Genomic DNA, 14,022 nt, shown 5'->3' with positions numbered 1-14,022 from the left:
CCACTGCCAGGAGGTGACACCATGACACTCAGCACGTTCGACCTCTATTCGATCGGTATCGGCCCCTCGTCCTCGCACACCGTGGGGCCGATGCGTGCCGCGCGGATCTTCGTCGAGGGCCTCGCCGAGCAGGGGATCCTGACCGACGTCGATCGGGTCCGGGCCGAGCTGTTCGGCTCGCTCGGCGCGACCGGTCACGGTCACGGGTCCGAGGCGGCGGTGCTCCTGGGACTCGAGGGTGAGGACCCCGCCACGGTGGACACGCGTCGGTCCGCAGGACTGATCGCGTTGGTCCGCGACGAGGGCAAGCTGACGCTCGGTGGCGGCCACACGGTCGCCTTCGACGTCGACTCCGACCTGGTCCTGTACCGGCGCAAGTCCCTGCCCGGTCACCCGAACGGCATGCGGTTCACCGCCTATGACGCCGCCGGGGGCGAGCTCGCCGTACGCGTCTACTACTCGGTGGGCGGCGGCTTCGTGGTGGACGAGGACGCGGTCGGGGCCGACCGCGTCGTACCGGATGCGACGCCGGTGCGCTGGCCGTTCGCGACCGGGGCCGAACTGCTCGCGATCTGTGCCGAGAACCAGCTGTCGGTCTCCGAGGTGATGCTGGCCAACGAGCTCTCCTGGCGCAGCGAGGCCGAGGTGCGCTCGGAGCTGCTGGAGATCTGGCGGGTGATGGCCGAGTGCGTCGACAACGGCTGCAGCCGCGACCTGGTGACCGACGGCATCCTGCCCGGCGGTCTGAAGGTGCCGCGTCGTGCCCCGGCGCTGTTCCAGGAGCTGTCGACGGGGACGGACCCCGACCCGCTCCGGGTCATCGACTGGGTCAACCTGTTCGCCCTGGCCGTCAACGAGGAGAACGCCTCCGGCGGCCGGGTGGTGACCGCCCCGACGAACGGCGCGGCGGGGATCATCCCAGCCGTGCTGCACTACTACGTCCGCTTCGCCGCGCCGGCGGCCGGGCTCTCGGAGGCGGAGGTGGACGACGCGATCGTCCGGTTCCTGCTGACCGCGGCCGCGATCGGCATCCTGTTCAAGACCAATGCCTCGATCTCCGGGGCGGAGGTCGGCTGCCAGGGCGAGGTCGGCTCGGCGTGCGCGATGGCGGCCGGCGCCCTGTGCGAGGTGCTCGGCGGCACCCCGCCGCAGGTGGAGAACGCCGCCGAGGTCGGCATCGAGCACAACCTCGGGCTGACCTGCGACCCGGTCGGCGGACTCGTGCAGATCCCCTGCATCGAGCGCAACGCGATCGCCTCCACCAAGGCCATCAACGCTGCCCGGCTGGCACTCAACGGCAACGGTGTACACGTCGTGACCCTCGACAAGGCGATCAAGACCATGCGGGATACCGGTCGCGACATGCACCTGAAGTACAAGGAGACCTCGCGCGGCGGCCTGGCGGTCAACGTCATCGAGTGCTGAGCACCCGACCCCGAGCCGGTTCCGGGGTCCCCAGGACACACCTGGGACCCCGGAACCGGCCGGGCGGGGCCTTGCTAGGTTGACGCGGTGAGTGTTTCCCCTCCCTTCCGCGCAGACATCGTCGGCAGCTTCCTCCGCCCCGACCACGTTCACCAGGCCCGTCGCGATCGCGACGCGGGGGTCATCGATGAGGCCGGGCTCAAGGCCGTCGAGGACGCCGCCATCACCGAACTCATCGCCAAGCAGGCCGAGGCCGGCCTCCGGCTCGCCACCGACGGCGAGTTCCGCCGCTCCTGGTGGCACTACGACTTCCTCGGCCTGCTCGACGGCGTCGAGCTGGTCGACTCCGATCACGGGATCCAGTTCCAGGGCGTCGCCACCAAGAACCAGGTGCTTCGGGTGCACGACAAGATCGGCTTCCCGGCCGACCACCCGATGCTCGAGCACTTCCGGTTCCTGCGCGACCACGTCCCCGCCGGCGTCACCCCGAAGATCTCGATCCCCTCGCCGTCCGTGCTGCACTTCCGCCTCGACGCCGACGCCGTCCGCACCGACCTGTACGGAGAGGACCACGAGGCGCTCTTCGACGACCTCGCCGCCGCCTACCGCGCCGCTGTCCGCGCGTTCTACGACGAGGGCTGCCGCTACCTGCAGTTCGACGACACCGTGTGGGCCTACCTGTGCTCGCAGGACGAGCTCGACAAGGCCGCCGAGCGCGGGATCCGGGTCGACGGCCTCGCCGAGCGGTACGCCGCGCTGGTCAACAGCGCCCTGGCCGACAAGCCCGCGGACATGGTGATCACGACCCACGTGTGCCGGGGCAACTTCCGCTCCACCTGGATCTCCTCGGGTGGCTACGAGCCGGTCGCCGAGCCGCTGCTGGCCGGCACCGACTACGACGGCTACTTCCTCGAGTACGACACCGATCGAGCCGGTGGCTTCGAGCCGCTGCGGCACCTGCCGCACGGCGAGAAGACCGTCGTACTCGGGTTGCTGACCTCCAAGGACGGCGAGCTGGAGAACGCCGTCGAGGTGAAGCGGCGGATCGAGGAGGCCTCGAAGTTCGTACCGCTGGAGCAGCTCGCGGTGAGCACCCAGTGCGGCTTCGCCTCCACCGAGGAGGGCAACCTGCTCTCCGAGGAGCAGCAGTGGGCCAAGGTCCGGGCGGTCGTCGAGATCGCCGGCGAGGTCTGGTCCTGAGGCCACACCCGGTGCGGTGAGCGCCTCGGTCGGGGGAGCCCGAACCGAGGCGGCCCGCCGCTGGAGGGCCGATCACTTCGAGTCGAGCCGCTGGTCCAGCGCGTCCAGGGTGGCCTCGACGTGGCGGTAGGTGCCGGAGCTGTAGGCGCCGATGCTGCGCTCGACCCACAGCGCCGACCGCATCGCCTCCAGGTAGCGACGCTGCACGATCATCAGCTTCTCGAGGTCGTGCCGGCGCGGCCGGTTCTGCTCGCGGGCGACGCCGAGCATCCGGGGCAGGAACCCGTCCCGGATCGCGGTGAGTACGGCGTCGTCCAGGGGCTCGCCGTCCACCGTCTGCTCCTCCACCGGCCCGACCGACTCGATGGCCGCCTCGCCCACCTGCCGGGTGAGGGCGAGGACGGCGTTGCGCTGCTCCTGCTTGCTCTGGGCGCGCAGATTCATCCTGGCGATCACCAGCGGGAGGGTCAGCCCGAAGAAGACCAGGGTGACCAGCGCGACGAGGAAGGCGATCAGGACCACTGTGGAACGGTGCGGGGTGCCGGCCGGGATGGTCTGGGCGGCGGCCACCGTGACCGCACCGCGCATGCCCGCCCACGCGACGACGAAATAGCCGCGGGCGGTGATCGGTTCGCGATCCTCGAAGTCGAGGTCGGCCCGGCCGCGGGCCAACCGGTGGCGTGCCCAGGAGACCCGGTTCTCCTCGCGCTTGCCGGTCGGCTCCAGGTTCTCCAGGTGTTCCTCGAACCGGTCGAGCCGCGCGCGGACGTGCTCGCCGCGACCGCCCCGCCCGAACCGCTCACTCAGCGCCGGCCAGGCCAGCCCGAGGAACCGCAGGCCGACCAGCAGCGCGAGCACCAGCCCCACCACCCGGGCGATCGTGCCCCAGTCGGACTCCGCGTTGGCGGCGTCCACCACTTCGGTCAACTGGTAGCCCATGGCGAGGAACAGGGCGCTCTCCAGCACGAAGTTGACCGTCGTCCAGGTGGTCGCCTGGGTCTCCCGGTCGCGGGGGCTGAACCACCGGGCACCCAGCGACCCGGTGGCCAGGCCCGCAACCACCACCGCCAGGACGCCGGAGGCGTTCACCTCCTCGGCGGGGAAGTACGCCAGGAAGGGGATCGCGAAGGAGATGGTGGTGTTGAGCACCGGGTCGTCCAGTTGGCGCCGGAGCAGGGCGGTGATCCAGCCGATCAGCGCACCGACCACGACGGCGCCGACCACCGCCCAGGCGAACTCCAGTACGGTCCGGCCGAGGCTGAACGAGCCGGCCGCGGCCAGCCCCGCCACCGCGGTCCGCAGCAGCACCAGCGCGGAGGCGTCGTTGAGCAGGCTCTCGCCCTCCAACACGGTCATCAGCCGGGGCGGCAGCCCGAGCCGGCGTCCCACCGCGGTCGCGGCGACCGCATCGGTGGGGCTCACCACGGCCCCCAGTGCGATCGCGAGTCCGAGGGGGATGTCCGGGAACACCCAGTGCACGGCCACCCCGATCACCAGCGCGGAGATGATCACCATCGCCACCGAGAGCCAGGCGATCAGGCCGAAGTTACGGCGCAGGTCGATGACCGGGAGTTCGACCGCCGAGGAGTAGAGGAGCGGCGGCAGGACGCCGGCCAGGATGAGCTCGGGGTCGACCTCGATCGTCGGCGCCCCGGGCACCAGGCTGGCCAGGATCCCGAGGGTGACCAGCAGCAGGGGGGCCGCCACGCCGGTACGCCGGGCGAAGACCGCCGCTGCGATCATGATGGCCAGGCCCGCGCCAGCGACCGTGACGAAGTGCGGCTCCATGCGGCCTCACTCTAGGGACCGAGGAGGGGTATGGCGACGCGATCGCGCGGCCGATCCTGGGACGGTGACACACTGTCGGCATGGAAGCCGGTATGGAAGCCGAGCAGCGGGTGGCGCGGGCCAGCAGGGTGATCGAGCGGCCGGCCGCTGACATCTTCGAGCAGATCGCCGACCCGGCGCTGCAGCCGGCCTGGGACGGCAACGACAACCTCTCCCGGGCCGAGCCGGGGCAGCGGGTCCGGGCGGTGGGCGATGTCTTCGTCATGACGACCACCAAGGCGCGGGAACGGCACAACCACGTGGTCGAGTTCGAGGAGGGGCGCCGGATCGCCTGGTGCCCGGCCGAGCCCGGCGGCGAGCCGTTGGGCCATCTGTGGCGCTGGGAGCTGCGCCCGCTGGATGACTCCCGCACCGAGGTGACCCACACCTACGACTGGACCGACCTCCAGGACGAGAGCCGCGTCCCCCGGGCCCGAGCCACGACCGCCGAGCGTCTCCGCGCCTCGCTCGACAGGCTCGCGCTCCACGTGGGTGGCTGAGTGGTTGAGGGTCTGACCCGGCGGGACGACTGAGTCAAGCCAGGACCGCGACCCCCGCCAGGGCGAGGTAGATCCCGCCGACGGCGGTCCCGAGGTGGCGCCCGGGCCCGCCTGCGGACCGCACGCGCGGGGAGAAGCGGCCGGCGAGGACGGCGTACGCACCGTCGACCAGCCCGGCCAGGGTGACGAAGACCAGGCCGAGGACGGCGAACTGGGTCGCCACGCCGCCGTGTGAGGGGACGACGAACTGGGGCAGGAACGCGAGGAAGAAGGTCGCCGTCTTGGGGTTGAGGACGTCGATCAGGATCCCGTCACGGACCAGGCGGAGTGGACGGGCCGGTCCGTGCGCCGCCGGCGTCCCTGAGCGAACCCGACCGGCGGCCGAGAACTCGCGCACCGCCAGCCACACCAGGTACGCCGCCCCGGCCCAGCGGACCGCGGTCAGCGCCGGGTCGGAGGCCGCGAGCACCCCGGCCAGGCCAATGGTCGCCGCGGCCACGTGCAGGGCGGCCCCGGTCTCGAGTCCGAGCGCCGACCACAGGCCGGCCCGCCGTCCCTGGGCGAGGCTGCGGGTGACCACGTAGACGACCGACGGGCCGGGCACGATCAGCACGAGGAGCGAGGCACCGCTGAAGGCGACGAGCACGGCGGTACTCGGGACTCCTGACTCCATCGGCACCCCCTCGGTCGACGCTCGCCGGCTCGGCGGCCCCCGGCTTCTCGGAGCCGCCGGCGCGGGCGCAGATACGACCGCGATCTCCTCTGCCACCGGTGGCGCCGAGGGGCAGCGTGCTGGCACCGTGGGTTCATGCACGTCCCACCTCCGGTCCTGGTGCTCGGCGCCCTCGCCGGACAGCGCGTGCTCGCGGGGGAGCGCAGAGGGGGCGCGGTGATGGCAGGGCTCGCCGCCGCCACCGCAGGCGCTGCGGTGGTCGTGGCGGCCGCCGGGTCACGCGAGTTCTACCGGCACGGGACCACCGTCGACCCGGTGCATCCCGATCGGGCCAGCACGCTGGTGACCTCCGGGCCGTTCCGGTTCACCCGCAACCCGATGTATCTCGGCATGACCGGGCTGCTGGTCGCCCATGCCGTGTGGCGCGGCCGGCCGGTCGCGGTCCTGCCGGCGGCCGCGTTCGTCGTCTACCTCGACCGGTTCCAGATCCCTCCCGAGGAGGAGGCGCTGACCGCCAACTTCGGCGAGGACTACGACGACTACCGCAGCTCGGTCCCGCGCTGGCTCGGGCCGCCCTCCCAGCGGCGCCGCTGAGGTCGGGGAGGCCGCACTCACGGCGCGAGGCCGCACCCGGCCCCGGCCGAGGTGGTCAGCGGAGGTGGTCAGCGGAGCGCGACCCGGGCTGCCTCGTCGGCGAGGGTGTGCCCGGCGCTGCCGTACAGGTTGAAGACCGCGGTGGCGCCGTGCTTCTTCAGTTCCTCGATCTCGTCGTCGCGCTGCGCGATCGCGGCGACGGCACCGGCGAACCCCATCTTGCGGAGGAGCTCGACGACCAGCACGTTCTCACCGTGGAAGGGCATTGCGAGCACGATCAGCTCGACGTCGGGGGCGCGATGCACCCGGTGCCAGAAGTCGATGTCGGTGGCGTCGGCCTCGACCACCCGGAAGCCCCGGTTACGCAGGTCCTCGGCACGCGGGGAGTCGTGCTCCACACCGATCGTCTTCATCCCGTAGGCGTCGCGCAACTGGGTGACCGTGGCCTGGCCGACACGTCCCATCCCCAGCACCAGGGCTCGGGCGTCGCCCAGGTCGATCGGCCGGTCCTCCGGCTTGAGCCTCGCGGGCTCCTGGTCGGGCAGGCGTCGGGTGACCCAGGCGGAGATCTGCGGGGCGAGGTTGTTGACCACGGCTGCGACGAGGAAGCTCAGGGCCAGGCTGACGGCGAGGATGACGAGCCACTCCTCGGACATGAATCCGGCGGAGGCGCCGACCGCGGTCACGATCAGCGCGAACTCGGAGAAGTTGGTGAGCGAGAGCGAGGCCAGCACCGCGGTGCGGTAGCGGAGCCGGAGGACCCACAGCATCGCGGCGTACCCCAGGCCCTGGAGCGGGAGCAGCACGAGCAGGAGCGAGGCGAGCGCGAGGCCCTCGGCCGAGGGGATGCCGTGCAGGCCGATGCCGACGAAGAACGCCACCAACAGCAGTTCCTTGGCGGTGAGCAGCATCCTGGAGAGGTCCGGCGCCCGCGAATGGGAGGCCAGCAGGGTCCCCATCACCAGTGCACCGAGGTCACCCTTGAGACCCACCTCCTCGAAGAGCCAGTAGCCGGGGACCAGCGCCATGGTGAGCCCGAAGAGGGCGGTGAGCTCGATCGAGTGCAGGTGGTCCCACAGTCGGCGGGCGAGCCGGGCGAAGGGCAGCAGCAGGACCAGCCCGAAGGCCCACACGGTGGGCGGATGGCCCTTGGTGAAGCTGAGGAAGATCACCGCGACGATGTCCTGCATGATCAGGATGCCGATCGCGATCCGGCCGTACAGGGTGAGATGGTCGCGGCGGTCGTCGAGCACCCTGACCACGAACACGGTGGAGGAGAAGGAGAGCGCCATCGCGAGCACGGCGAGCTCGGTCAGGTCGGCGTCGGTGAGGACGGCGAAGCCGAGCGGGGCGAGGCCGAGCAGCAGGGCCAGGCCGATCAGCACGCTGTAGCCGAGGTGGGCCAGCGTCGTGAACCAGACGTCGGGGCGAAGCAGCGAGCGCACGTCCAGCTTGAGCCCGATGCCGAAGAGCAGCAGCGTGACACCGAGCTCGGCCATCACCTCGAGCCCCGGCAGTTCCTCGACGTCCGCAGCGTGCAGCGCGAAGCCGGCGACGAGGAATCCCACCAGCGGTGGCAGCCGCACCGCCTTGGCCAGGACGCCGGCCGCACAGGCCGCCACCAGATAGATCGCGGCGGTCGTCATCGGCGTCCCTTCCCCCAGCACCCACGGCCCGGGGCGCTGGGGGAAGGCTAATCGAACGCACGGCCGTGTCCCCGACCCGTCCGGGGAGCGGTCAGGCGCCGGTCGTCGGCCGAGCCTGTCGCGGCCAGGTGTCGGGCGCGGGAGCCGTTCGGTGTGCCGTACGGCGGGCGGCGCGCCGACCGCGGGCGAGCTCGGTGGCGAGCGCGTCCAGCGGCTGCTCGACGCCGGCCAGCGGATCGAGCAGGGCGGCCAGCCAGGCGCCCGCGGCCCGGATGCCGGCCGGGTCCAGGGCGTAGATCCGCCGGGAACCGTCGGTGCGGACCGTCACGAGGCCGGACTCGCGCAACACCCGGAGATGCTGGGACACCGCCGGCTGGGAGATCGGCTGACGGGCCCGCACCTGCTCGACGAGGGAGCCCGCCGAAAGCTCGCCCTGGACGAGCAGGGTGAGGAGGTGGCGGCGTACCGGGTCGCCCAGTGCCGCGAACACCTCGCCGGGGGAGGACACCTCACTCCTCGGTGGGCGGCGTGGTGTAGAAGGCGAGGGTGCGCTCGGCGGCCTCGCGGGCGGCGGTGGTGTCGTCGCCGTCCGCGATCGCGGCCTCACCCCAACCGGTCGCCGCAGCCCGGGTGAAGGCGACGCCGTCGGGGGAGAGCGTCCAGGCCTCGACCTCGGCGGCGTCCAGGGCGGCGCCACTCTCCAGGTGGAGCCCGAGGCCGCGCAGTGCTCCGTCCCATCCCACCCCGACGGCTCCCGGGCCGAACTGCGCCCAGAAGTCGGGGTCGACGACGGCCTCGTGCACGAGTTCGAGCGTGGTGACATCCGGCCCGTCGGGGTGCAGTCGGATCTCGAGCCAGGACACCTGGCCGCCGAACTCCCAGGTGACCGCGAAGGAGTCCGGCTGCACGCACCGCTCCACGACGCCGCCCGCGTTGCCCTCGAACTGATAGCGGCCGCCGACCTCCAGGTCGCCGCTGACCGGCAGGAACCAACGCGGGATCCGCTCGGCCTCGGTGAGGGCGCTCCAGAGGTCGGCCTGGGCGGCCGGGTAGGTACGGCGTGCCACGAGCACGCGGGTGGTCTGGTCCTCGCGGCTTCCGGTGTGGATCTCGCGGGTCACGAGTCCGGCAGCGGCGACGGGGTCGGTGGTGGTCATGACGTCTCCTCTATAAGTAGATACTTATAACCTACGTCGGGCGCGACCCGTTCGCAACGCCACCTCGTCCCGTCGGCGGTCGGGAAATCGATGGCGCGTGACTCGGAGGGGCGGGTCGTGGCCGAGACCACCCGGTCGCACCGGGCGCGGTCGGCGACGCGAGGTGATCGGATTCCGGTCAGGTGGTCCCGGGTCACTGAACGAGCGCTAAGTTGCTGCCATGGCCGAGTACGACGCGCAGATCGCTTCGACCTCCAAGGGTGAGGGTCTCTATGCCGCCGACCTCTCTCCCGGGTGGAGCGTGGGCGGGGGGCTCAACGGGGGGTACCTCCTCGCCGTGATCGGCAATGCGATCCGGCAGGAGGTGCCGGACAAGCCGGACCCGATCTCGATCAGCGCCTACTACCTCGGCCCAGGCACGCCGGGGCCGGCGACCGTCTCGACGAACGTACGCCGTCGCGGCGGCTCGGTCGCGACGGTCGCCGCCGAACTGTGGCAGGGCGACGGCGAGGCGGCGGGGCCGCGGATCACCGCCCTGGCCAGCTACGGCGACCTGGACACCCTCGGGAGCGACGTCCGCACCACTGCCGAGGAGTTCTCCCTCCCGCCGGTGGAGGAGTGCGCCGCGCGGCGACTGGTCACCCCCGACCCCGATCAGCCGTCGATGTCCGACCGGTTCGAGCTGCGCTTCCCTCCCGAGCAGATGGGCTGGCTTCAGGGCGAGCCGACGGGGCGGGGCGAGTTCGCCGGCTGGTTCCGGCTCGCCGACGGCCGAGAGCCCGACGTGATCAGCCTGCTCAGCGTCGTGGACCTGCTGCCCCCGGTGACCTTCGACCTGGGCATGCCGGGCTGGGCGCCGACGATGGAACTGACCGTGCACGTGCGTGCCAAGCCTGCCCCCGGCTGGCTGAAGGTGCGCCACTCGACCCGCAACGTCGCCGGCGGGATGTTCGAGGAGGACGCCGAGGTCTGGGACTCCGCCGGCCGGCTGGTCGCGCAGAGCCGCCAGCTCGCCCGCCAGCCGCGGCCGCAGTAGCCCGCGCCGTACGCCGCGCCGCCCCGACCTCCGGGAAGGGGAGCGAGGCCGATCCGTCCTCGACGGGGAGGCGGGCGCGGGGCCGGCCCACTCAGGCGGCGGCAGCGCCGAACTCGATGAGGAGCACTCCACCGACGATCAGGGCGATGCCAGCAGCCATCACACCGGTCACCGGTTCACCGAACAGGGCCCGGCTCGCCAGGGTGGTCAGGGCGACGCCGGTGGCGGCCCAGACGCCGTACGCCACACCGAGCGGCATCCCCGCATGGAGGGTGAGGGCGAGGAGGGTGAAGGCCGTCAGGTAACCGACCACCACCACGGTGTACCACCGCGGCCGGCGCAGGGCGGCCATCCGCAGACCGAGGGTCGCGCCGACCTCGCTGAGGATGGCTCCGGCCAGGAGCAGGGCCGCGGTCACCGCCGCACCTGTCCCTTCTGGCGTCCGAACTCCACCAGGAGGACGCCGGCCATCACCAGCACGATGCCGGCCAGCATGGTGGCGGTGAGCGACTCTCCGAAGACCAGGGTCGCGCCCACGGCGGTGCAGGCGACCCCGAGGGCGCCCCAGATCCCGTAGGCGACGCCCAGGGGCATGCCCGCACGCAGCACCAGGGCCAGCAGCGCGAACGCACCCACGTAGCCGGCCGCGACCACGAGGTACCAGGACGGGTGGTCGAGGGCCGCCTTGAGGGCGAGCGAGGCGGTCACCTCCGAGACGATCGCGGCGCAGAGCAGGCCCCACAGGACCATCGGCGGCCGGGCGGGACGAGCCCGACGATCCAACGCAGGTGCGGATGCTCGGTCGCGGTCCACAGCAGTCCGTCCTTCCAGTGCAGGTCCTCGGGGCCCGGCGGGGTGGCCCATCGATACGGGCGCAGGGCCTCGATTCTGCCGGTCGCGCTCGTCCACAGCGTGCCGGGGCGCAGACCGTGGGATGTGGTCACGGCAAGACCCTCCGGGGTCACCGCGATGCCCTGCATCCGCAGCGGCCCCGGCAACTCCACGCTGCGCGGGCGGGCGAGTCCGTCGGGGCCGCTCACCGGCAGGCCGGTGGCCGGGTCGAGGGGGAAGCGGGCCACCCGCCGCGACATCGCCCCGCCGCCGTACTCGCCGACCACGAGCTCGGCCGGCCCCACCTCCCGGTCCAGCCCCAGGAAGGAGAACCGCAGCCGGTCCGCGTCCCTCGCGGCGACCCCACGGACGCTTCGGGCGACCGGGAGCAGATAGCGGTGTCCTGCGATCTCCCAGCGCGAGCGCAGCGCGTCGGGCACCCGGACCAGATCGGCCGGTCGTGCGCTCACCAGCCCCCGGGCGGTCGCCGCGACCTGGAGGTACGGCGGCGTCCAGGCCAGCCCGCCCGCATGGATCCGGACGGGGCGGAGCTCGAGCCGGCCGTCCTCGGTGACCGGCTCGACCAGGAGCACGTGCCGGTAGCGCCGGGTGGCCGGGTCGACCACGCTGATCCGCACCCCCTCGCCGGTCTTGGCGTACCACGAGACCAGGAGGAGGTCGTCGATGGAGGTGATGCCCTGCGGCCACCAGCGGCGGTCGGCCTGATCGGCGGCGTCCCAGCGCAGCGCGCGTCGGACGAGCAGGCCGGGCGCCACGCTCCGGTGCAGCCGACGGTGCAGGTCCTGCCGTACTCCCTCGAGCCCCGTGCGGGGGCACGCTCGCTGTAGCGCGGTGACCGGGACTCGATCCTCGGGGTCGAGCACCACCGCGGGACCGGCGTACTCCTCCATGCCGATCAACCTAGCCGCGGGACCGTGACCGTGACGGGTGATCGACCTCGTACCCTCGGCACATGAGGTTGGTGGTGGGCGCGGCGATCCTGCGGGCCGGACGCGTGCTGGCGGCCAGGCGCACCCGGCCGGTCGCGATGGCCGGGCGTTGGGAGTTCCCGGGCGGCAAGGTCGAGCCGGGGGAGGAGGCCGACGCCGCGCTGATCCGGGAGTTGGGGGAGGAGCTGGGGGTCACCGTCCGGGTGACCGAGTGGCTCGGTCCGCGCGTCCGCGTGGACGACGAGCACGTGCTCGCCGTGGCGCTCGCCCGGCTGGTCGACGGAGAGCCGGTCGCCACCGAGCACGACGACCTCCGCTGGCTCGGCGCCGAGGAACTCGACACCGTGCCGTGGGCCGATGCCGACCTGCCGTTCCTCGCGCAGGTCGCGGCCGCTCTCGAACCCCCGATGCTCCGGGCGGTCCTCTTCGACCAGGAGGACGCCGAGGCCGTGCGGCGGCGGCTCGACCGGGAGGGCTGGACCGCGCACCTGGTGCGTGAGCGACTGGCCGGTGAGGACGACGAGGAGGACCACCCCTGGGCGGTGCTCACCGATGCTCCCGCGATCACGGTCGAACTCCTCATCGAGGAGTACGACGGTTGGCTGGACCCCGGCGACGCGCCCACCGACCGCACCGACGATCTGACCGGTGATCGGAGCGTGGACCGGAGTGGTGACGCCGCCGGGGAGCCCGCCCGTTCGGCCCCAGCACCGCTCGACCTGCCCGAGGCGCCGCGGCGGATCAAGCGACCGCACGGGTAAGGCGCAGGCAGGAGCCTCGGCCACCGCCCGGCCCGACCGTCCCGGGGCCGCGGCACCGCCGTACCCTGGAGCCCATGACCGAACGGCCCGCCCAGCGACTGTTGCTCGTCCACGCCCACCCCGATGACGAGACCATCGCCAACGGCGCCACCATGGCGAAATACATCGCCGAAGGCACCGGGGTCACCCTGGTCACCTGCACCGCGGGCGAGATGGGCGAGATCCTGGTGCCCGAGCTGGCCCACCTGGCCGCCGACCAGGAGGACGCGCTCGGGGAGCACCGGCGGGGCGAGATCGCCGCGGCGATGAAGGAGTTGGGCGTCACCGACCACCGCTGGCTCGGCGGCTTCGGCACCTACCGCGACTCCGGCATGCAGTGGCACGCCGACGGCCACGCCATCGCGGCCGACACGATCCACGACAACGCCTTCTGGTACGCCGATCTCACCGAGGCGGCCGACCACCTGGTCACGATCATCCGCGAGGTCCGGCCGCAGGTGCTCGTCACCTACGACCAGTTCGGTCACTACGGCCACCCCGACCACATCCAGGCTCACCGAGTGGCGATGTACGCCGCCCAGCTGGCCGCGGTGCCGTCCTACCGTCGCGAGCTCGGTGAGCCCTGGGACATCGCCAAGATCTACTGGACCGCGATGTCGGAGAGCCGGATGCGCGCAGGCCTGCGCGAGCTGCGGGCGGCCGGCGACGAGACCACCTTCGAGGGGATGGACCCCGAGGGCCGGATCCCGATGGCGAGCCCCGACGCCGATCTCGCCGCCGAGATCGACGCGACGCCGTTCGCCGAGCTCAAGATGGACGCGATGCGGGCCTATCCCACGCAGATCACGGTGGACGGTCCGTTCTTCGCGCTCTCCAACAACCTCGGCAACACCATCTGGGGCGTCGAGCACTACCGCCTGGCCAAGGGTGCGCCCGGACCGCAGGGGGAGCACGGTCTCGAGACCGACCTGTTCGCGGGTCTGGCCCCGGATCGGCCCTGAGTGCCGGCCGGGGCGACGCCATCCGCGCGCACGGTCCCGCGCATGGCCGTGGCCCTCGGGCTGCTGCCGGTCGGCGTGGGGGTCGGGCTCGCGACGGCGGTCCTGCACTCGCTGTGGTGGGGGTTCGCGCTGGGGGCCCTCGTCACGGGGCTGATGCTCCGGGTCGCACCAGCGGGGTGGCCGCGGGTGGCGTTCGGAGCCGGGTGGGTGGGCACGCTGGTGTTCTTCGTCGCACCGCGGCCCGAGGGTGACTTCCTGGTCAGCGGGGACCTGCTCGGCTACGCCTACCTCGCGACCGGACTGCTCGTGATCATCGTGACCATCGGCACCCTGCCCCGCCCGGGAGGCTCACGAGTGCCGGCCGAGCGCTCCTGACGGCGTCCTCGGGTTGGTCAAGAGTACGAGGTTGTCGGTGCCGTCT

General features: G+C 72.4%; 16 protein-coding genes. 8 read left to right on the top strand and 8 right to left on the bottom strand.

Features of this window, described 5'->3' with window-relative positions; all coding sequences use genetic code 11:
• The first annotated feature begins 21 nt into the window (after positions 1-21).
• Both G515_RS0104225 and G515_RS0104220 read left to right on the top strand, forming a co-directional pair.
• Complete coding sequence (locus G515_RS0104225; protein ID WP_028659147.1) at positions 22-1,425, top strand: L-serine ammonia-lyase; 1,404 nt, start codon at positions 22-24, stop codon at positions 1,423-1,425.
• Between the two features lie 87 nt (positions 1,426-1,512).
• Positions 1,513-2,625, top strand: a complete 1,113-nt coding sequence (locus G515_RS0104220; protein WP_028659146.1) for a 5-methyltetrahydropteroyltriglutamate--homocysteine S-methyltransferase — start codon at positions 1,513-1,515, stop codon at positions 2,623-2,625.
• Positions 2,626-2,697: 72 nt separating this feature from the next.
• Here G515_RS0104220 and G515_RS0104215 read toward each other — a convergent pair whose 3' ends face one another.
• Positions 2,698-4,413: a cation:proton antiporter gene (locus G515_RS0104215; RefSeq protein ID WP_028659145.1), complete on the bottom strand. Its 1,716-nt coding sequence runs from the start codon at positions 4,411-4,413 to the stop codon at positions 2,698-2,700.
• An 80-nt stretch (positions 4,414-4,493) separates the two neighbouring features.
• Between G515_RS0104215 and G515_RS0104210 the strand changes: the two genes are divergently transcribed.
• A complete protein-coding gene (locus G515_RS0104210) occupies positions 4,494-4,952 on the top strand; it encodes an SRPBCC family protein (protein ID WP_211220928.1) in 459 nt (152 codons plus the stop codon).
• A gap of 34 nt (positions 4,953-4,986) precedes the next feature.
• On the opposite strand, the gene G515_RS0104205 is transcribed toward G515_RS0104210, so the two are convergent.
• On the bottom strand, positions 4,987-5,625 hold the full coding sequence (locus G515_RS0104205) for a LysE family translocator (RefSeq protein WP_028659143.1): 639 nt from the start codon (positions 5,623-5,625) through the stop codon (positions 4,987-4,989).
• Between the two features lie 135 nt (positions 5,626-5,760).
• On the opposite strand from G515_RS0104205, the gene G515_RS19440 reads away from it, so the two are divergent.
• Positions 5,761-6,219, top strand: a complete 459-nt coding sequence (locus G515_RS19440; RefSeq protein ID WP_036553881.1) for a methyltransferase family protein — start codon at positions 5,761-5,763, stop codon at positions 6,217-6,219.
• A 68-nt stretch (positions 6,220-6,287) separates the two neighbouring features.
• On the opposite strand, the gene G515_RS0104195 is transcribed toward G515_RS19440, so the two are convergent.
• From G515_RS0104195 to G515_RS23720, 3 genes are all read right to left on the bottom strand, one after another.
• A complete protein-coding gene (locus tag G515_RS0104195) occupies positions 6,288-7,865 on the bottom strand; it encodes a cation:proton antiporter family protein (RefSeq protein ID WP_028659142.1) in 1,578 nt (525 codons plus the stop codon).
• A 91-nt stretch (positions 7,866-7,956) separates the two neighbouring features.
• Positions 7,957-8,373: an ArsR/SmtB family transcription factor gene (locus G515_RS23725; RefSeq protein WP_036553877.1), complete on the bottom strand. Its 417-nt coding sequence runs from the start codon at positions 8,371-8,373 to the stop codon at positions 7,957-7,959.
• 1 nt (position 8,374) lies between these two features.
• On the bottom strand, positions 8,375-9,022 hold the full coding sequence (locus G515_RS23720; protein WP_028659141.1) for an SRPBCC family protein: 648 nt from the start codon (positions 9,020-9,022) through the stop codon (positions 8,375-8,377).
• A 220-nt stretch (positions 9,023-9,242) separates the two neighbouring features.
• Between G515_RS23720 and G515_RS0104180 the strand changes: the two genes are divergently transcribed.
• A complete protein-coding gene (locus G515_RS0104180) occupies positions 9,243-10,058 on the top strand; it encodes a thioesterase family protein (RefSeq protein WP_028659140.1) in 816 nt (271 codons plus the stop codon).
• Between the two features lie 91 nt (positions 10,059-10,149).
• On the opposite strand, the gene G515_RS0104175 is transcribed toward G515_RS0104180, so the two are convergent.
• From G515_RS0104175 to G515_RS0104165, 3 genes are read right to left on the bottom strand one after another with little or no spacing between them, the layout of a single operon-like run.
• A complete protein-coding gene (locus G515_RS0104175; protein ID WP_028659139.1) occupies positions 10,150-10,476 on the bottom strand; it encodes a DMT family transporter in 327 nt (108 codons plus the stop codon).
• Positions 10,473-10,766, bottom strand: coding sequence for a DMT family transporter (locus G515_RS0104170; protein WP_245565193.1), 294 nt, complete (start codon positions 10,764-10,766; stop codon positions 10,473-10,475). The genes G515_RS0104175 and G515_RS0104170 overlap by 4 nt, the downstream gene beginning before the upstream one ends.
• The gene (locus G515_RS0104165) at positions 10,763-11,800 is read right to left on the bottom strand and encodes a hypothetical protein (protein WP_028659137.1); all 1,038 of its coding nucleotides are present in this window, start codon (positions 11,798-11,800) and stop codon (positions 10,763-10,765) included. Before G515_RS0104165 ends, G515_RS0104170 begins: the two co-directional genes overlap by 4 nt.
• A 62-nt stretch (positions 11,801-11,862) precedes the next feature.
• Between G515_RS0104165 and G515_RS22980 the strand changes: the two genes are divergently transcribed.
• The 3 genes from G515_RS22980 to G515_RS22470 all read left to right on the top strand — a co-directional run bounded on the left by G515_RS22980 (position 11,863) and on the right by G515_RS22470 (position 13,976).
• Positions 11,863-12,600 carry a (deoxy)nucleoside triphosphate pyrophosphohydrolase gene (locus G515_RS22980; protein WP_084653037.1) on the top strand — a complete coding sequence of 246 codons (738 nt, stop codon included), beginning with the start codon at positions 11,863-11,865 and terminating at the stop codon, positions 12,598-12,600.
• 74 nt (positions 12,601-12,674) lie between these two features.
• Positions 12,675-13,601 (top strand): N-acetyl-1-D-myo-inositol-2-amino-2-deoxy-alpha-D-glucopyranoside deacetylase, encoded by a 927-nt coding sequence (mshB, locus tag G515_RS0104155; RefSeq protein WP_028659136.1) that lies wholly within the window; start codon positions 12,675-12,677, stop codon positions 13,599-13,601.
• Complete coding sequence (locus G515_RS22470; RefSeq protein ID WP_342662831.1) at positions 13,602-13,976, top strand: DUF6113 family protein; 375 nt, start codon at positions 13,602-13,604, stop codon at positions 13,974-13,976.
• Positions 13,977-14,022 lie beyond the last annotated feature (46 nt).

The sequence above is a fragment of the Nocardioides insulae DSM 17944 genome, from assembly GCF_000422825.1.
In the GTDB taxonomy this organism is placed as follows: Bacteria; Actinomycetota; Actinomycetes; order Propionibacteriales; family Nocardioidaceae; genus Nocardioides; species Nocardioides insulae.
Note: the sequence above shows the minus strand (reverse complement) of the source record. Positions and strands in the feature narration are given on the sequence as shown.